The organism is Bradyrhizobium sp. Leo114 (genome assembly GCF_055229415.2).
Genome location: NZ_JBUYEN020000020.1, coordinates 130,939 through 149,831, shown reverse-complemented (window position 1 = coordinate 149,831; position 18,893 = coordinate 130,939). Strand labels below are relative to the sequence as shown.

The following is an 18,893-nucleotide window of genomic DNA, read 5'->3' as shown; positions in this document are numbered from 1 at the left end:
GAGGCGGTTCGAGTGTGCGGATGCTGTGTTAGCCTCACTACACCGAAACTATGTCGGGGATACCGCGCTCTTCAATTCGCTTGAGGGCACCACTTCGCCGCGCAGCCTTGCGCGTTCGGTGTTGGGCCAGAGCAAGAGCAGGCCGAGCAATCCGGATGTGATCATGATCGCGGCGTTGATGGTGAAGCCGGTCATGTAGCCGTCGAACAGATTCCCCGCGTGCTGGATCACGCTGCCCATGACCGCCGGCGCCACGACGCCGGCAAGCGTGTAGAGCGCGCCATAGATCGAGATCACGGCGCCGCGCTGCGACACCGGGGTGAACTCGCCGATCATCGGTGCACAGACCACATAGATCGACCCGCAGAGACCGGAGCCGAAGACGAGCAGCGCGATCGTCATTCCGCCCGGCGCGACATGGGGCATGATGGCCATGATGATGCCGCCGACGATCAGCGGCACCGAGCCGAGCACGCCGCGCGCGCCGCGGGTGGTGAAACCGCGCGCCAGCAACGACTGCGAAACCCAGCCCGTGAGCATGACGACGACGGCGCCGAACACCCATGGCAGGATCGAAACGAAGCCGGCCTGATGCTGCGAATAGCCGAGTCCCTTGACGATGAAGGGCGTGAACCAGGTGAGCCCAAGCGATAGCGCCCAGTACGCGCCGAAGGTGGCGGCAACGCAGCCGACGAAGGTCCGCGAGGTGAGAAGCCGCGAATAGGGAATGCGCTGCTCGCTGGCCGCCGTCGCCGCGCTCTCCACCAGCGGGCCTTCCTTGCCGAGGATCGCCCACGCCACCACCCACATCAGCCCGACGATCCCGAGGGCGCCGAACGCATAGTGCCAGTCGTGATTGACGATGATCCAGTTCAGCGCCGGGACCGCCAGGATCACGCCGAACGCCGAGCCCTGCGACAGGATCGCAATCGGCAAGGTTCGCTTCTCGTCGGGGAACCATTTGAAGATGGCATGCGCCGCCACCGACGCCGCGGGCCCCTCGCCCGCACCGAGGATGATGCGGCAGATCAGAAGCGTGGCGAAGCCGACGGTGCCGACCATCGGGAACTGCGCCAGCGCCCAGATCAGCGCCAGCACCAGCAGCACCCAGCGGGTCTCGACGCGGTTGACGATGAAGCCGACCACGATGGCCGAGATCGAGAAGAGGAAGAAGAAGGAGGAGCCGAGCAGGCCGAACTGCTCCGGATCGAGTTTCAGTTCGGTCATGATCGGCACGCCGGCGAGGCCGACCACGATCTTATCCGCGAAGTTCACCAGCATGAACAGGAACAGGAGGAAGGTGATCTTCCAGGCGCCTTTCGGCGTCGGCTGTGCGGTCATGCTTGGTTCTCCCCGTGGTTTTCTCGCTTGCTCGGCTCGGTTGTTCGGCTCTGTCGGCCAGGTTGTGCCCCATGCTAGCCTTGGGTTTCCTGACAAGGCAACCGTGGATTTTGACCTGCCGGCCCTGCCGTGGCATCGACAGCGCATGCCAAGTGGAAATCGTCCCGTGCTCGAGGTCACCGGCCTGAGGAAAAGCTATCGTTCGGCCGGCGAGGACATTGCGGTGCTGCGCGGCGTCAACCTTGCGGTTGCCGCGGGCGAAAGCGTGGCGCTGACCGGCGAATCCGGCAGCGGCAAGAGCACGCTGTTACACCTGATCGCCGGGCTCGATGCCGCCGATGGCGGCGAGATCGTTCTCGACGGCGTCAGCCTTTCCAACCTCGGCGAGGCCGGTCGTGCTGCACTGCGTCGCGACCGGCTGGGATTGGTGTTCCAGCAATTCAACCTGATCCCGAGCCTGATGGTTTCGGACAATCTTACCTTTCAGTCGCGGATCGCCGGACGGCATGATCCGAAATGGCACGACGAACTGGTGCAGCGGCTTGGACTGGCGCAGCTCTTGAAGCGATATCCGGAGCAATTGTCCGGCGGCCAGCAGCAGCGCGTCGCGATCGGCCGCGCGCTGGCGCCCAAGCCGCTGCTGCTGCTCGCAGACGAGCCGACCGGCAATCTCGACGAAGAGACCGCCGACGAGGTGCTGGCGCTGGCGCGCGATCTGGTGGCGCGGACCGGGTGCGGCTTCCTGATGGTGACGCATAGCGCGCGGCTCGCAGCATTGCTCGACCGCCGGGTCAATTTGCATGCGGGGGTGATCGCATGAGCCGGGCGCTGTGGACGCTGGCAGTTCTGCTCAGCCATTGGCGTCGGCATCCGATGCAGCTTGCGACGCTGCTGATCGGATTGATCTCCGCGACCGCGCTGTGGAGCGGCGTGCAGGCGCTGAACCAGCAGGCGCGCAACGCCTATGATCGGGCGGCGGCGACCTTCGGCGGCACCCGCACCGCGATGCTCGTCAGTCGCGACAGCACCAGTTTTCCGCAACACCTCTTCGTCGATCTGCGCCGCGCCGGCTGGCCGGTCTCGCCCGTGGTCGAGGGGCGCCCGCAGATCGGCGGACGATCGTTCCGGCTGCTCGGCATCGAGCCGGTGACGCTGCCGGGCGAAGTCAGCACTGCGCCCGTGATCGGCCGGACCGATCTGCAGTCCTTTGTCACGCCGCCCGGTGAAATGCTGGTGGCGCCGGAGACACTGGCAGACCTCGGCCTCAAAGAGGGCGAGCGGCCATCGTCGAATGGCGGCGTGCTGCTGCCGCCACTCCGCGTGCAGGCGCAGCTCGTGCCCGGCGTGCTCGTCGTCGATATCGGGATCGCGCAGCAGATCCTGAAGATGCCGGATCAAATCTCGCGCGTGCTGATCGGCAAATCCAGCGCCAGGCGCGCGCCGCTCGAAAGCATCGCAGGCGACCGGCTGCGCCTGGTCGAGCCCAACGCGGAAACCGATCTCGAGCGCCTCACCGACAGCTTCCATCTCAACCTGACCGCGTTCGGGCTGTTGTCGTTCTTCGTTGGCCTCTTCATCGTCAACTCCGCGATCGGGCTTGCCTTCGAGCAGCGGCTGCCGATGCTGCGCACCTTGCGCGCCTGCGGCGTGTCGGCGCGGATGCTGAACAGCGTGCTGGTAGCCGAGCTGGTATCGCTCGCGCTGGTCGCGGGCCTGGTGGGACTGGTGTGCGGGTATTTCATCGCCGCGGCGCTGCTACCCGACGTCGCGGCCTCGTTGCGCGGGCTGTATGGCGCGCAGATTCCGGGACAACTGACATTGAAGGGCGAGTGGTGGCTCGCCGGCATCGCGATCAGCATCCTCGGCGCGCTGGCGGCCGCCGCCGCGAGCCTTGCCAAGGCGATCCGCATGCCGGTGCTATCATCGGCGCAGCCGCAGGCCTGGCAGCAGGCGCAGCGGCGCTGGCTGGTGTTTCAGAGCGCTGCCGCGCTTGCCGCCTTTGCCGTGGCCGGCGGCTTTCTCTGGTTCGGCGATTCCCTGCTCTCGGGCTTTGCCGTGCTCGCCGCGCTGATGCTCGGCGCCGCGCTGATCCTGCCGATGATTCTGGAGATCGCACTTGCGCTCGGCCAACGCAGCGCCGGGCGGCCGGTCAGTATCTGGTTCTGGGCCGACAGCCGCCAGCAGCTCTCGGGATTGTCACTGGCGCTGATGGCGCTGTTGCTAGCGCTCGCGGTCAATGTCGGTGTCGGTACCATGGTGGAAAGTTTCAGCCGCACTTTCCTGGTCTGGCTCGACGGACGGCTCGCCGCCGACGTCTATGTCAATGCGGCCAGCGATGCGCAGGCAAGTGAGATCAAGGCCTGGCTGCGCGGGCGGAGCGAGGTGCAGGCGATCCTGCCCGGTGGCCGCGCGGATGCGCAGCTTGCAGGCATGCCGATCGAGGTGCTCGGCCTGCCCGATCAGGCCACCTTTCGCGACAACTGGCCGCTGCTGGAGTCGCGGTCGGATGGATGGGACCGCCTGCGCGCCGGCGACACCTGCTTTGCCAGCGAGCAATTGTCGCGGCGGCTGAAGCTTGCGATCGGCGACCGGATCGAGGTGCCCGCGCCGGGCGGCAACTGGCCGCTCGAGATCGTCGGCATCTATGCCGACTACGGCAATCCCAAGGGCCAGGTGGCGGTGAACTTTGCCGCGCTGACGCGGCACTTTCCGGAAGTGCCGCAGACACGGTTCGGCCTCCGCGTCCCACCGCCCGCCGTGCCCGCGCTGATTGCCGAGCTGCAGCAGAAGTTCGGCCTCGATGACCGCAGCGTCGCTGATCAGACGACGGTGAAGGCGGAGTCGAAACGCATCTTCAACCGCACCTTCTCGGTTACGTCAGCACTCAACACCTTCACGCTCGGCGTCGCCGGCGTCGCGCTGCTCACGAGCCTCCTGACGCTGGCGAATTCCCGCCTACCGCAACTTGCGCCGCTGTGGGCGATCGGGCTGACGCGCGAGAGGCTCGCGCGGATCGAATTGCTGAAGACAATGGCGGTGGCGCTGATCACCTCGCTGTTTGCGCTGCCGCTCGGCCTTCTGGTGGCTTGGTGCCTGCTTGCGGTCGTGAACGTGAAGGCTTTCGGCTGGCGCTTGCCGTTCCAGGTGTTTCCGTTGCAACTGGTGGAGCTGCTCGGCGTTGCCCTGGCGGCGGCGCTGTTGGCTGCGCTATTGCCTGTCATCCGGCTGGCGCGGATGCAGCCGGCCAATCTGATCCGCATCTTCGTCAATGAGCGCTAAATGAGACTGGGCCGAATTGCATCCGCAATGGTGGCTGCGCTCCCTCCCCCGCTTGCGGGGGAGGGCTGGGGTGAGGGTGTCTCCACGATGGGACTGTCCGTGTGGAGAGAGCCCTCACGCGGCGCTTCGCGCCGACCTCTCCCGCAAGCGGGAGAGGTGAAAATCTCGCGCCGCGCATTTGTCGGCGGCGCGCTTGCAGTTGGCCTTGGAGGCCATGCCCGTGCGCAAGGCTTCGCGGGGCTCGGCGAGACCGCCGACGGGTTTGCGCCTGTCACGCCTGGTAAGAGTTTCGTCTTTCCGCTCGATCACGGCCCGCATCCGGAATTCCGCATCGAATGGTGGTATGTGACCGCGAACCTCGTCGATGCGGCGGGCACCGCCCACGGGTTGCAATGGACGCTGTTCCGGCAGGCGATGCGCGCGGGCGCGCAGCTTGAAGGCTGGGCCAACCAGCAAATCTGGATGGGACATGCCGCGGTCACGCGCGCCGACACGCACCGTTATTCCGAGACATTTGCGCGCGGCGGCGTCGGGCAGGCCGGCGTCGAGACGAGTCCGTTTGTCGGCTGGATCGATGCCTGGGAGATGCGTGGGCTCGACGGCTTCAATGCGGACAAAGTGGCGCCGCTGAAACTCAGCGCGACGGGCGCGGATTTCAGTTACGAGCTCCGGCTCGATGCGGAGCGGGCGCTGGTGCTGCAGGGCGACCGCGGCTACAGCATGAAGTCCGATCGCGGACAGGCGTCCTATTACTACAGCCAGCCCTTCTTCAAGGCGGCCGGCCGCATCGTCATCGACGACAAGCCTGTCGACGTCACCGGGCAGGCCTGGATGGACCGCGAATGGAGCAGCCAGCCGCTCGCGTCCGACCAGACCGGCTGGGACTGGTTCTCGCTGCATCTGCCCAACGACGAAAAGCTGATGCTCTACCGGCTGCGCCAGAAGGACGGCAAGAGCAACCTATTCGGCAACTGGATCGAGCCGGACGGCCGTTCCAGCGAGATCGCTTCAAGCGACAACAGCATCATGCCGATCGCCTTCACCGAGATCGGCGGCCGCAAGGTGCCGACGTCATGGCGTATCGAAATCCCTGCGCGCGGGGTAAAGATCGAAACCAGGCCGCTCAACGCGCGAAGCTGGATGGGAACGGGTTTTTCCTACTGGGAGGGCCCGATCAGCTTTGCCGGCAGCCATGCCGGCGTCGGCTATCTCGAACTGACCGGCTATTGAGCGGCGACTTCAAGGGAGGCTCTCCATGTATCACGACACGGCGATCGTCACCTGCCTTGCGATCGCGTTCTATTTCTTCACCTCGGCGACCGTTGCGCGGGCGCGTTACACATTCGCCGTCAAGCTGCCGGCGATCTCGGGGGATCCAGATTTCGAGCGCATCTTCCGGGTGCAGATGAACACGCTGGAATGGATGCCGATCTTCCTGCCCTCGCTGTGGCTGTTTGCGATCTACATCAGCGACGCGATCGCAGCCGCGCTCGGCGTGGTCTGGATCATCGGCCGCATCGTCTATTTCATCGGCTATCGCCAAGCCGTCGAAAAGCGCGGCCCCGGCTTCGGCATCCAGGCGCTGGTGTGCATCGTGCTGTGGGGTGGCGCGTTGGGGGCCGCGACGTGGAAGGTGATTTCCTGAGAGGGTTATTTGAGATTGACGGCTATTCAAACTCCAATGTCGTCCCGGGCTTGACCCGGGACCCATAACCGCAAGCGCTCGTGGTGTGCTCCGCCGCAACCGCTTGCGCGCACCACAACGACCGACTGTGGTTATGGATCCCCGCTTTCGCGGGGATGACGACCGAGTGGTTGCTAAAGCATCACTTCGTCAGCGGGCAGCCGCTTTCCTTGGCGGTGAAGAAGGCCTTGTCGCCGGGCACCACGGCGAGCTGCTTGTAATAGTCCCACGGCTTCTTCGATTCCGAGGGCTTCTTGACCTCGAACAGGTAAAGGTCGTGCACCATGCGGCCGTTCTCCTGCACCTTGCCCTTGGCGAAGGCGTCGTCGACCGGCAACTCCTTCAGCTTTTTCGCCACCTTATCGCTGTCCTTGGTTCCGGCGGCCTTCACGGCCTTCAGATAGGACAGCGTCGCCGAATAGGTGCCGGCGTGGATCATGCTCGGCATGTGGCCGGTGCGCTTGATGAAGCGTTCGCTGAAGGCGCGCGAAGCGTCGTCGTGGTCCCAATAAAACCCTTCGGTGAGCACAAGACCCTGCGCGGCTTCCAGCCCGAGACCGTGGACCTCGGACAGCGTCATCAGCAGGCCAGCAAGCTTCTGCCCGCTCTTGACGATGCCGAACTCGGCCGCCTGCTTGATCGAGTTGGTGGTGTCGAGGCCGGCATTGGCAAGGCCTACGATCTTCGCCTTCGAGCTCTGCGCCTGCAGCAGGAAGGACGAGAAATCCGACGAGTTCAGGGGCACGCGCACCGAGCCCAGCACCTTGCCGCCCTTTTCCTTGACGATGTCGCTGGTGTCCTTTTCCAGCGCGTAGCCGAAGGCGTAGTCGGCGGTCAGGAAAAACCAGGTATCGCCGCCCGCCTGCACCAGCGCGCCGCCGGTGCCCACCGCCAGGGCGCGGGTGTCATAGGCCCAGTGGAAACCGTAGGGCGTGCAGGCATCGCCTGTGATGCGGGAGGTCGCCGCGCCCACGACGATGTCGATCTTCTTCTTCTCGTTGGAGAGTTCCTGGACCGCGAGCGCCACCGAAGAGGTGGTCAGCTCGGTGATCATGTCGACGCCTTCGGTATCGTACCAGCGCCGCGCGATCGCAGAGGCGAGATCGGGCTTGTTCTGGTGATCGGCGGTGACGAGCTCGATCTTGTGCCCCAGCACCTCGCCGCCGAAATCTTCGATCGCCATCCTGGCGGCCTCGAGCGAATACTTGCCGCCGTAATCGGCATAGACGCCGGACTGGTCGTTCAGGATGCCGATCTTGACGCCCTGGGCAAAACTCGGAGTTGACAGCAAAAGGCCGCCAAGGGCGACGGCGGCGAGCAATCCCGATTTCATAAATGATCTCCCTGCAGTTTCTGTTCGGAATATAAGCGAATGATATTTTATAACCCTGCGGCTGCCCATCACTTTCGGCTCAGCCATTAGTGGGGCTTGCGGCCCTCGTCATTCCGGGGCATCGCCAACGGGTCCGCGCGAAGCGCGGCCCGATGACAGGCTCCGCGATGAGCCCGGAATCCATCGGGCCGCATACGCTGGCGGAGAAATGGATTCCGGGCTGGCGCTGCGCGCGCCCCGGAATGACGGCGGGGTGAGACCGCGGCCCCCGCCTCAAGCTTCCACCGGCTTCTTCGGATGCCTGGGATCGGCGAGCCCGCGCACCACCATGTAGAAGATCGGCGTGAAGATCAGGCCGAACAGGGTGACGCCGAGCATGCCGAAGAACACGGCGACCCCGACCGCCTGGCGCATCTCCGAGCCCGAGCCGGTCGAGACCACCAATGGCAGCACGCCGAGGATGAAGGCGAACGACGTCATCAGGATCGGCCGCAGCCGCAGGCGGCAGGCCTCGATCACCGCCTCCAGCCGCGGCTTGCCCTCGGCCTCGATGTCGCGCGCGAACTCGACGATCAGGATCGCGTTCTTGGCGGCGAGGCCGACCAGCACGACGAAACCGATCTGAGTCAGGATGTTGACGTCCTGCCCCATGATGCGCACGCCGATGGTCGCAGCCAGCAGGCACATCGGCACGATCAGGATCACCGCAAACGGCAGGCTCCAGCTGCCATATTGCGCGGCGAGCACGAGATAGACGAACAGCACGCAGATCGGGAACACGTAGAGCCCGGCATTGCCGCCGGTGATCTGCTGATACGACAGGTCGGTCCACTCGAACGCAAAACCGCTCGGCAGCGTTGCATCGGCGAGCTGTTTGATGGTGTCGAGTGCGGTCTGCGAACTCGTGCCGGGCGCCGGCTCGCCCTGCAGCTCGGATGCCGAATAGAGGTTGTAGCGCGCGACGCGGTCGGGCCCGGAGACGTCGCGGAATTCGACCACGCTGCCGAGCAGCACCATGTCGCCCGCGGCATTGCGTGTCCGCAGCCGCGCGAGATCGGAGGTTTCCTTGCGGAACGGCAGGTCAGCCTGCGCGGTGACGTGATAGGTGCGGCCGAACAGGTTGAAGTCGTTGACGTAGGTCGAGCCGAAATAGGTCTGGATGGTGTCGTTGATGCTTGCGATCGGCACGCCGAGCTTCTGCGCCTTGATGCGGTCGATGTCGACGAACACTTGCGGCGTATTGGCGGTGAACGGCGAGAACACCGAGGTGAGATATGGCGACTTGCGCGCGGCAGCGACAAGTTCGTCGGTCGCGGCAGCCAGCAGCTCGGGGCCGCGGCCCTGGCGATCCTGGATGCGGATGGTGAAGCCGCCGCCGGTGCCGATGCCCGGCACCGCAGGCGGCGGGATCACGATGATGAAGGCCCCCTGGATCACAGACAGGCGCTTGCGCAGCTCGGCCGTGATCGCGGTCGCCGACAACCCTTTCTTCTGGCGCGCCTCCGGCTCATCGAACACGGGGAACAGCGCCGCGGCATTGCCCGACTGCGTGCGCGTTGCGCCCGAGAAGCCGGCAAAGGCCGCGACGCGCACGATGCCCGGCGTGTCGAGCGCGATCCGCTCGATCTCGCGCACCACCGCCGTGGTGCGAGCCAGCGATGCCGCCCCCGGCAATTGCACCGACACGATGATGTAGCCCCGATCCTGCGCCGGAATGAAGCCCTGTGCCGTGGTCGCGAGCAACCAGCCGGCGCTGCCGATCAGCGCGACATAGATCAGCAGCATCACCGCCGTATGGCGGATCACGAAGTCGGCCGCTGCGGCATAGCCATGCGACAGCCGGTCGAACAGGCGGTTGAAGACGCCCGTGAACTTCTCCCAGCCACGGGCAATGATATTCCAGCGCGCCGCCGGCCGCTTCTCCTCATGCGGCACCAGGATCAGCGAGGCCAGCGCCGGCGACAGCGTCAGCGAGCAGAAGCAGGAGATCGCGGTTGCGACCGCAATGGTGACGGCGAATTGCTGGAAGAACTGGCCCGAGATGCCGCCGAGGAATGCGGTCGGCACGAACACCGCACACAGCACCAGCGCGATCGAGACCAGCGCTCCGCCGACCTCCTCCATCGTCTTGAGCGCGGCATCGCGCCGGCTCATTCCGTGCTCGAGATGCCGCTCGACATTCTCGACCACCACGATGGCGTCGTCGACCACGATGCCGACCGCCAGCACCAGGCCGAACAGCGTCAGATTGTTGATCGAGAAGCCGAGCGCAGCCATCACCGCGAAGGTGCCGACCAGCGACACCGGGATCGCGATGATCGGAATGATCGCCGGCCGCCAGCCCTGCAGGAACACCAGCACCACGATGACGACGAGCAGCATCGCCTCGTAGATGGTCTTGATCAGCTCGTGGATGGATTGTGCGATGAATTCGGTCGGGTTGTAGCCGATATTGTAGTCGAGCCCTTTCGGGAAGCTCGCCTTGAGCTTGACCATCGTATCGGAGATTTCCTTGGCGGTGGCGAGCGCGTTCGAGCCGGGCCGCTGCGTCACCAGCATGCCGACCGCCGATTTCTTGAGCAGGAAGCTGTTGGTGCTATAGGACAGCGCGCCAAGTTCGACGCGGGCAACGTCGCGCAGGCGCACGGTGCGGCCGCCGGCGCCGGCCCTGACCACGATATCCTCGAACTGCCTGGGATCCTTGAGACGGCCGGTAAAGACAAGGTTGGGCTGGAACGCGCGATCCGCAATCGGCGGCTCCGCGATCTGTCCGCCCGCGATCTGCAGGTTCTGCGCGCGGATCGCCGCCAGCACCTCGGTTGAGGTCAAGCCGAGATTGGCGAGGCGGTCGGGATCCAGCCACAGCCGCATCGAGTAATCGCGCGCGCCGAAGATCTGGATGTCGCCGACGCCGTCGAGCCGGAGCAACTGGTCGCGGACCTGCAGCAGCGCATAGTTGGAGATGTAGAGCTGGTCGAAGCTGTCATCGGGCGACAGCATGAATACGACCATCAGGATATCAGGGCTGTTCTTGCGCGTGGTCACGCCGTTGCGCTGCACCTCTTCGGGCAGTCGCGGCTGCGCGATCGCGACACGGTTCTGCACCAGCACCTGGGCGGTGTCGAGGTTGGTGCCAAGCTTGAAGGTGACGGTGATGGTGAGCTGGCCGTTCGAGGTGGCCTGGCTGTAGAGATACAGCATGTCCTCGACGCCGTTGATCTCCTGCTCGATCGGGGCAGCGACGGTGTCGGAGACGGTCTGCGCGGAGGCGCCGGGATAATTGGTGGTGACTACCACGGTGGGTGGCACCACTTGCGGATATTCCGAGACCGGCAGCGTGGTGTAGGCGATCGCGCCGACGATCAGGAGCACGATCGACAGCACCATCGCCAGGATGGGCTGGTTGATGGAAAGCCGCCCGAGGTTCATGATTTGCCACCGCTCGCGGCTTGTGCGGGATGCGGGCTCACCTTGGCGCCGACGCGAGCGCGCTGCAGGCCATCGACGATCACGCGGTCGTCCGCCTTGAGGCCTTCGCGGATTACGCGCAGACCTTCGTCGAGCGGGCCGAGCGTCACGGGCTTTGCCTCCACCGTGTCGTCGTCCTTGACCACGAACACGATCTTGCGCGACTGGTCGGTGGCGACAGCCGTGTCGGGCACGAGCAGCGCCTCATAAGGCGAGCTGCCGATGATCCGCACGCGGCCGAACTGTCCGGGCAGGATCGAGAGATCCTTGTTCGGAATCACCGCGCGGCTCCGCAGGGTGGCGGTCGAGACATCCAGCCGGTTGTCGAGGAAATCCATCTTGCCTTCGTGCGAGGGCCTGGTTTCGCCGGTCAGCGTCACCTGGACCGGATTGGGCGTATCGCGCGAACTCGGCCGTTTGCCCTCGAACCAGAGCCGGTTGTTCCGCAGATAGGTCGCCTCGTCGACGTCGAAATAGATGTAGATCGGGTCGAGCGACACGATCGAGGTGAGCAGGGTCGCGCCGCCCTCGCTGCCCTGCACAAGATTGCCGACGCTGACGAGATGGCGGCTGACGCGGCCGGTGAGCGGCGCCAGCACATGGGTGAATTCGATGTTGAGCTGGGCTGCCTTGAGCGCGCCCTCGGCCTGCGTCTCGGCGGCATGGGCTGCCTGCAAGGCCTGACGGCGCTGGTCGACGACCTGTTCGGAGACTGCACTGGTCTGAACCAGGTTCAGGCCGCGGTCGAGCTCGCGCTTGGCGAGCTCCGCCTTGGCCCGCGCGTCCGCAAGTTGTCCCTCAGCCTGCTTGGCGACGGCCTCGAACGGGCGCGGATCGATCACGTAAAGCAGGTCGCCGGCGCGGACGATGGCGCCATCGCGAAACTCGACGCTGGTGACGAAGCCGCCGACGCGGGCGCGAACCTGGACCTCCTCGATCGCTTCGAACCGCCCGGTGAATTCGTCCCAATCCGTGACCGTGCGCTTGGTCGGCTGCGCCACCGTGACCGCAGGGGCCGGCGCCGCCGCCTGTGGCTGCTGCTTGTCGCCACAGCCCGACAATGCCAAGGCAGACGTTGCCAAGGCAATGAGCAAGCCAAGCGCGCTGACGCCGCGCCGTGAGTTGGCCGTGAGGTTCCCCGTCCTGTCGTTCGCGCCCAAGTCGATCTCCCCCTGAACAGCACAGGCGGCGCGGGTAACGCCGCTCGGATCCGCAGCTTGCGCGCAGCGGAGGTCACAGATGTGACCGGAGGACAGTCTGTTCAAGAGAGGGACGGGATCAAGCAAAATCGCTGTCCATTTTTCGTGGCCGCACGCCAACACAGGCGGCAATCACCTCCGCAAAGCCCACCCGCGGACGCCGATGGCGCATCTAAGGGCATGACGAGCCGTTCCGGCTCCGTTAGATTGCCGTCAAAGAAAATAAATCTTTCAGGGAGGGTCGGCTCGTGCACCGAGGACGTGTCGTATTTGGCGCAATGGAGGAGGTCGTGTTCGGCCGCCAGGCGGCTGAGGCGATCGTCGAGCAGGTGGCGCGTGTGGCCGCGCAGCGCGCCTTCCTGATGGTCAGCGGAACGCTCAACCGCACGACCGACGAAATCGAGCGAATCCGCGCCGCGCTGGGCGCAGCTTGCGCCGGCACCTTCGATGCGATGCCGCCGCATACGCCGCGCTCCGCCGTGGTCGCGGCAGCCGAGCAGGCGCGCGCCGCGAAAGCCGACCTTATCGTCACGATCGGCGGCGGCTCGATCACCGACGGCGCCAAGGCGGTGCAGCTATGCCTCGCCAATGGTATCCGCAAGGCCGACGACATCGAGAAAGTCCGCACCAGCCACGGCGTAACGCCTCAAATCAATGCACCCATCGTACGCCAGATCAGCGTGCCGACGACGATCGCGGGCGGCGAGTTCACCGCGATCGCCGGCGTCACCAACGAGAAGAAACGGGTCAAGGAGCTGCTGACGCATCCCCTGGTGATGCCGCGCGCCGTCATCCTCGATCCCTGGCTTTCGTTGCATACGCCGGAATGGCTGTGGCTCTCGACCGGCATCCGCGCGGTCGATCATTGCGTCGAGGGCATCTGCTCGAACGAATCGCATCCCTATGCCGATGCACAGGCGCTGAAGGGACTGTCGATGCTGGCGCAAGCCCTGCCGCAGGTCAAAGCCGATGCAACCGACATCGACGCGCGGCTGGACTGCCAGATCGGCACCTGGCTGTCGACGGGGCCGCTCGCCTCCGGCGTGCCGATGGGCGCGAGCCATGGCATCGGCTATGTGCTCGGCGCCGAATTCGACGTGCCGCACGGCTACACGTCCTGCGTGATGCTGCCGGCGGTGATGCGCTGGAACAAGTCGGCCAATGCGGAGCGGCAGGCGCAGGTCGCCGCCGCCATGGGCCATCCCGGTCAGGACGCCGGCGACGTGCTCGACAACTTCATCCGCGGACTGGGCCTGCCGCGCAGCCTTCAGGACGTGCGGATCGGCCCCGAACATTTCGACCATATCGCGGCGCAGGCGATGAAGACGCCGTGGGTTCCGCGCAATCCGCGCGCTATCGCAGGGCCCGAGCAGGTCCGCGAGATTCTTCTGCTGGCAGCATGAGGGACATTTTCCACTGATGTATACCGGAAAGCACGCTTATCTGCGCCCGTTGCAACCGGCCTTCATCATGGCTGCGACGGGCGAGACCGTCACCTATCGCGAGCTCGAGGTGCGCAGCAACCGCCTGGCGCACCTGTTTCGAAAATGCGGCCTGAAGCGGCTGGAGCACTATGCGATCTTCATGGAGAACAACAATCGCTATCTGGAGGCCTGCGGTGCCGGCGAGCGCTCCGGCCTCTATTTCACCTGCGTGAATTCCTATCTGACCCCAAGCGAGCTCGCCTACATCCTCACCAACAGCCAGTCGCGCATCCTGATCACGTCGAGGGCAAAACTCGACGTCGCGCGCGAGGCGCTGAAGGAATGTCCTGAGGTCGAGCTCTGCATCGTCGCCGACGGCGAGGGCGAAAGCGATCGCATCGTCGGGCTACAGCAGATGACTGCGGGCCTTCCTGCGACGCCGATCGAGGATGAAGCGATCGGCACCGCGATGCTCTATTCGTCCGGCACCACAGGTCGGCCCAAAGGCATCCTGCGGCCGCTGCCGGAGCAAGCGCCGTCACAGCAACTGCCGCTGTTCGATTTCCTACAGAAACTCTGGCACTACCGCGAGGGAATGATCTATCTGTCGCCCGCGCCGCTCTATCATTCGGCGCCGCAGGCGGCCGTCAATCTCACCATCCGCGTCGGCGGCACCGTCGTTATCATGGAGAGCTTCGATCCCGAGCGTTATCTACAGCTCGTCGAGCAATGGGGCATCACGCATAGCCAATTGGTGCCAACGATGTTCTCGCGCATGCTGAAGCTGCCGGAGGAGGTGCGCAAACGCTACGACCTGTCGTCGCTGGAGATCGCGATCCACGCCGCCGCTCCCTGCCCTGCCCTCGTCAAGGAGGACATCATCAACTGGTGGGGGCCGATCATCCACGAATATTACGGCGCGACCGAGGGTCTCGGCTTCACCGCCTGCAATACCGAGGAGTGGCTGTCCCATCGCGGCACTGTCGGCAAGGTGCTGCTCGGCGACCTGCATATCCTCGACGAGAACATGCAGCCGAGCCCCAAGGGGACGCCGGGCACGGTGTGGTTCAAGACCGCCTCGGCCTTTGAATATTTCAACGATCCCGCCAGGACGCGTGAGGCACGCTCGGCGGACGGCAGCATGAGCACGGTCGGCGACGTCGGCTATGTTGACGATGACGGCTATCTCTATCTCACCGACCGTTCGACCTTCATGATCATCTCCGGCGGAGTGAACATCTATCCGCAGGAATGCGAGAACCTCCTGATCACCCATCCCAAGGTCGCGGACGCCGCCGTGTTCGGCGTGCCCAACGCCGATCTCGGCGAGGAGGTGAAAGCGGTGGTGCAGCCGATGCATGACGTGGTGCCGGGACCCGATCTTGCCGAGGAATTGATCGCGTTCTGCGCGCAATCGCTGTCGCGCCAGAAAGTGCCGCGCTCGATCGATTTCGAGGCGGAACTGCCGCGGCTGCCGACCGGCAAGCTCTACAAACGCCTGTTGCGCGACCGCTATTGGGGCAACAAGACCTCGCGTATCGTGTGAGCTGGCCTATCTGCGCTCGCGCTGCGACGAAGGCGTGGACGTGTGCGCCGAGGCTGGACTCGCTCGGTGGGGCGTGTCTGCGCTATAGTGCCTGCCCGTCTGCCAGCTTCGTCGGGAGGCACGCCATGGCATTGCCCGAGCCACGCGAGCCCACGCCGCTACCGGCCCCAAGGCTCGAATTCACCGCCGCAGAGATTGGCGCCCTCGCCCACCTCTATCGCGGCGAGGTTTACCGAAGCACAGTCTGGCGCACGCGCCTCGACAGTTCGACCAACTGGGCGGTGGTCACAACGGGCATTGCCTTGTCGGCCACCTACAGCAGCGCCGACGCGTCGCCTTTGCCGATGGTCCTCGTCGGCCTGCTTGTCACCGTGTTCCTGCTGTTCGAGGCCCGGCGCTACCGCTACTTCAATGTCTGGCGCGCCCGCGCGCGCCTGCTCGAAACCGATTTCTACGCGCCGATGATCCGCGGCGAACGGCTTGACCCGAATTCGACCTGGACCGAGCTGCTCGCCAATGATTATCGCAATCCGAGCTATCACATCAGCTATGCGCGCGCGATCGGCCGAAGGCTGCGCCGCACCTATGGCTGGATCTTCGCCATCCAGGCCATCGCCTATTACGGCAAGCTCGCGATCCATCCGGCGCCGCTGACCACCCTTGCCGAAGTTTGGGAGCGGGCCGCGATCGGCCCCATTCCGGGGATCCTGGTCGTTCTTGCGGGAGTCCTCTTTCATGCAAGCTGGGTGATCTTCGCTTTTGTCACGTATCGCGTCGAAACCACCAGCCGACGCGAGCGGCAGAGCCTGATCGCGATGGGTTGATACGTCGCCGCGTTGCCCGGCTGCAGCTTTTGCCCTAAGTCTTGAGCAACAAAAAGACTAGGGAGGATGGCCGATGGACGTGGTCCGGGTAGGTCCGGGATTCGCTGCGGAAATTCGCGGTGTGACGCTGGGCGATGTCGCCAGAAGCAAGGCCGCTTATGCTGCAGTGCGTGCAGCATTTGAAGCGCACTCAGTCCTAGTGTTTCGCGACCAGGACGTGTCAGATGAAAAGCAACTGGCATTCTCGCGCCGCTTCGGCCCGCCGGAAGTGACAAAAATCGGTTCCATAGGAACGGGATCGCATTTCGTGATCCTCACGACCATCGGCCCCGACGGCCAGGTGGTGCCAACAGATCATCGTCAGGCTCTGCGCAGCAAGGCCAACCAGCTCTGGCACACCGATTCCTCGTTCAAGCGCGTGCCGGCGCTGACCTCGATCCTGTCGGCACGAGTGATTCCCGATCATGGCGGCGAGACCGAATTCGTCTCCACCCGTCTTGCGTTCGAACTGCTGGACGAGGGACTCGCAAAGCAGCTCGAAAACTCCTTCGCCTGGCATTCCTACGCGCATTCGCGCGACCAGATCGCGCCCGGCCTTGCGACGCCTGAGGAGATGGCGGTGCTGCCGCCGGTGTGCTGGCGCATGGTGTGGCGCAACCCCGCCAACGGCCGCGGCGCACTCTATCTCGCATCGCACGCCTATGCGATCGAAGGCATGGCGGCCGCCGCGGGCAAGAAGCTGATCGATGAACTGATGGCGGCAGCCACCGCGCCGGGAACAACCTACTTGCACAAATGGCGGCAGGGCGATGTCGTGATGTGGGACAACCGCGCCACCATGCATCGCGGGCGGCCGTGGCCGGCGCATGAGCCGCGGCTGATGATCCGCACCACGATCTCGGCGACAGAGGCCGACGGTCTCGCCAGCATGGGCCTGCCCTCGCCACAAGCGGCAGAATAGCGGCCCGCATTGCAGCGCCTAATGTCGCAGGCTCGGCATTTCATCCGAATTGCCGATCCTCATGCATACGACGCTGGTTGCTCAGACCTCACACCATGGTATCCTCCATGCCAAATCGGCCATAGAGACCGAACGTCGGGAGGAAATGATGCGGAGCGTGCGAGCGCTTGCCGTGGCAGCGCTGTGTTGGCTTGCGGCTTGCGATGTTTCGCTGGCGGAGACACCGAAGTCCGGCGGCATTCTCAGGATGTATCACCGCGACAGTCCAGGCAGCGCCTCGATCCACGAAGGCGCAAGCTATTCGTTCAACGTTCCCTTCATGCCGATCTTCAACAACCTGGTGATCTTCAACCAGCATATTCCGCAGAACAGCGTCGATACGATCGTGCCGGAACTCGCGGAGAGCTGGGCCTGGAGCGATGACAAGAAGAAATTGACATTCAAGCTTCGCAACGGCGTCAAATGGCATGACGGCAAGCCGTTCACCTCGGCCGACGTCAAATGCACCTTCGACCTGTTGATGGGCAAGTCGCAACAGAAGTTCCGCCAGAACCCGCGGAAATCCTGGTACGATCAGGTCAATGACGTCACCATCAATGGCGATTACGAGGCCTCATTCAACCTGAAGCGGCCGCAGCCCGCGCTATTGTCGCTGCTCGCATCCGGCTATAGTCCGATCTATCCCTGCCATGTCTCGCCGGCGGAAATGCGCACCAAGCCGATCGGCACGGGTCCGTTCAAGTTCGTCGAGTTCAAGGCCAACGAGTCGATCAAGCTGACGAAGAACCCGGACTACTTCAGGAAGGGCCTGCCCTATCTCGACGGCATCGAGTTCACCATTGTGCCGAACCGCTCGACGGCGATCCTTGGCTTCGTCTCCGGCAAGTTCGACATGACGTTCCCGACTGAAGTATCGATCCCGCTCTTGAAGGATGTCAAATCGCAGGCGCCCAATGCGATCTGCGTGGTGGAACCGAGCAACGTTGCCACCAACATCATCATCAATTCGTCGGCGCCGCCGTTCGACAATCTCGACATCCGCCGCGCGCTGGCGCTCGCCCTTGACCGCAAGGCGTTCATCTCGATCCTGTTCGAGGGACAGGCCGACATCGGCGGCACCATGCAGCCCGCGCCGGCGGGATTGTGGGCGATGCCGAAGGAGATGCTGGAGACGATCCCGGGCTATGGGCCCGACGTCAACGCCAACCGCGAGCAGGCGCGCAAGTTGATGCAGAAGGCGGGCTACGCCCCCGACAAGCATCTGCAGATCAAGGTTTCGACTCGCAACATCCCGGTCTACCGCGACCCCGCCATCATCCTGATCGACCAGCTCAAGACCATCTATATCGACGCCGAGCTCGATGTCGTCGACACCGCGCAATGGTTCCCGAAGGTCGCGCGCAAGGACTATTCGCTGGGCCTGAACCTCACCGGCAACGCGGTCGACGAGCCCGACCAGTCGTTCTACGAGAACTATTCCTGCGACTCCGAACGGAACTACACCAACTACTGCAATCGCGAGATCGAAAAGCTGTTCGACCAGCAGTCGGCCGAGACCGACCCCGAAAAGCGCAAGAAGCTGGTGTGGGAGATCGACAAGAAACTACAGGAAGACGTGGCGCGGCCGATCATCCTGCATAGCCGCACCGGAACCTGCTGGCAGCCTTACGTCAAGAACGTGACGGTGATGTCCAACAGCTCCTACAACGGCTACCGTTACGAAGACGTCTGGATGGACAAGTAGCGTCCGCGAGGTGACGAGATGGAATCGAGTCAGCCTCCGCGTCGGGAGTCCCCACCTCTCCCAAAGGGAGAGGTCGCGCTGAAGGCGCGG

General features: G+C 64.5%; 13 protein-coding genes. 9 read left to right on the top strand and 4 right to left on the bottom strand.

The features are described 5' to 3' along the window. Positions 1–48 precede the first annotated feature (48 nt). A complete protein-coding gene (locus ACZIRK_RS24410; protein ID WP_130227311.1) occupies positions 49–1,341 on the bottom strand; it encodes an MFS transporter in 1,293 nt (430 codons plus the stop codon). A gap of 145 nt (positions 1,342–1,486) precedes the next feature. Here ACZIRK_RS24410 and ACZIRK_RS24405 point away from each other — a divergent pair, with 145 nt between their 5' ends. The 4 genes from ACZIRK_RS24405 to ACZIRK_RS24390 all read left to right on the top strand — a co-directional run bounded on the left by ACZIRK_RS24405 (position 1,487) and on the right by ACZIRK_RS24390 (position 6,265). Next, on the top strand, positions 1,487–2,161 hold the full coding sequence (locus tag ACZIRK_RS24405; protein ID WP_130227312.1) for an ABC transporter ATP-binding protein: 675 nt from the start codon (positions 1,487–1,489) through the stop codon (positions 2,159–2,161). After that, entirely contained in the window at positions 2,158–4,620 is a 2,463-nt protein-coding gene (locus ACZIRK_RS24400) for an ABC transporter permease (protein ID WP_130227313.1), read from the top strand. Before ACZIRK_RS24405 ends, ACZIRK_RS24400 begins: the two co-directional genes overlap by 4 nt. 156 nt (positions 4,621–4,776) lie before the next feature. Beyond that, positions 4,777–5,850 (top strand): lipocalin-like domain-containing protein, encoded by a 1,074-nt coding sequence (locus ACZIRK_RS24395; RefSeq protein ID WP_245474820.1) that lies wholly within the window; start codon positions 4,777–4,779, stop codon positions 5,848–5,850. A gap of 25 nt (positions 5,851–5,875) precedes the next feature. Further along, the gene (locus tag ACZIRK_RS24390) at positions 5,876–6,265 is read left to right on the top strand and encodes an MAPEG family protein (RefSeq protein ID WP_028167245.1); all 390 of its coding nucleotides are present in this window, start codon (positions 5,876–5,878) and stop codon (positions 6,263–6,265) included. Between the two features lie 181 nt (positions 6,266–6,446). On the opposite strand, the gene ACZIRK_RS24385 is transcribed toward ACZIRK_RS24390, so the two are convergent. The 3 genes from ACZIRK_RS24385 to ACZIRK_RS24375 form a co-directional block, all read right to left on the bottom strand. Beyond that, positions 6,447–7,637 carry an ABC transporter substrate-binding protein gene (locus tag ACZIRK_RS24385; protein ID WP_028167246.1) on the bottom strand — a complete coding sequence of 397 codons (1,191 nt, stop codon included), beginning with the start codon at positions 7,635–7,637 and terminating at the stop codon, positions 6,447–6,449. Positions 7,638–7,910: 273 nt separating this feature from the next. Further along, positions 7,911–11,066 carry an efflux RND transporter permease subunit gene (locus ACZIRK_RS24380; RefSeq protein ID WP_463328233.1) on the bottom strand — a complete coding sequence of 1,052 codons (3,156 nt, stop codon included), beginning with the start codon at positions 11,064–11,066 and terminating at the stop codon, positions 7,911–7,913. After that, complete coding sequence (locus tag ACZIRK_RS24375) at positions 11,063–12,199, bottom strand: efflux RND transporter periplasmic adaptor subunit (protein WP_245474821.1); 1,137 nt, start codon at positions 12,197–12,199, stop codon at positions 11,063–11,065. Before ACZIRK_RS24375 ends, ACZIRK_RS24380 begins: the two co-directional genes overlap by 4 nt. A gap of 353 nt (positions 12,200–12,552) precedes the next feature. Here ACZIRK_RS24375 and ACZIRK_RS24370 point away from each other — a divergent pair, with 353 nt between their 5' ends. The 5 genes from ACZIRK_RS24370 to ACZIRK_RS24350 all read left to right on the top strand — a co-directional run bounded on the left by ACZIRK_RS24370 (position 12,553) and on the right by ACZIRK_RS24350 (position 18,803). Then, positions 12,553–13,707, top strand: coding sequence for an iron-containing alcohol dehydrogenase (locus tag ACZIRK_RS24370; RefSeq protein ID WP_165435318.1), 1,155 nt, complete (start codon positions 12,553–12,555; stop codon positions 13,705–13,707). A 16-nt stretch (positions 13,708–13,723) separates the two neighbouring features. After that, entirely contained in the window at positions 13,724–15,274 is a 1,551-nt protein-coding gene (locus ACZIRK_RS24365; RefSeq protein ID WP_130227315.1) for an AMP-binding protein, read from the top strand. A gap of 125 nt (positions 15,275–15,399) precedes the next feature. After that, positions 15,400–16,098, top strand: coding sequence for a DUF2270 domain-containing protein (locus ACZIRK_RS24360; RefSeq protein WP_130227316.1), 699 nt, complete (start codon positions 15,400–15,402; stop codon positions 16,096–16,098). A gap of 73 nt (positions 16,099–16,171) precedes the next feature. Beyond that, positions 16,172–17,059 (top strand): TauD/TfdA dioxygenase family protein, encoded by an 888-nt coding sequence (locus ACZIRK_RS24355; RefSeq protein ID WP_130227317.1) that lies wholly within the window; start codon positions 16,172–16,174, stop codon positions 17,057–17,059. Between the two features lie 148 nt (positions 17,060–17,207). Continuing rightward, the gene (locus ACZIRK_RS24350; RefSeq protein WP_130227318.1) at positions 17,208–18,803 is read left to right on the top strand and encodes an ABC transporter substrate-binding protein; all 1,596 of its coding nucleotides are present in this window, start codon (positions 17,208–17,210) and stop codon (positions 18,801–18,803) included. Positions 18,804–18,893: the final 90 nt, after the last annotated feature.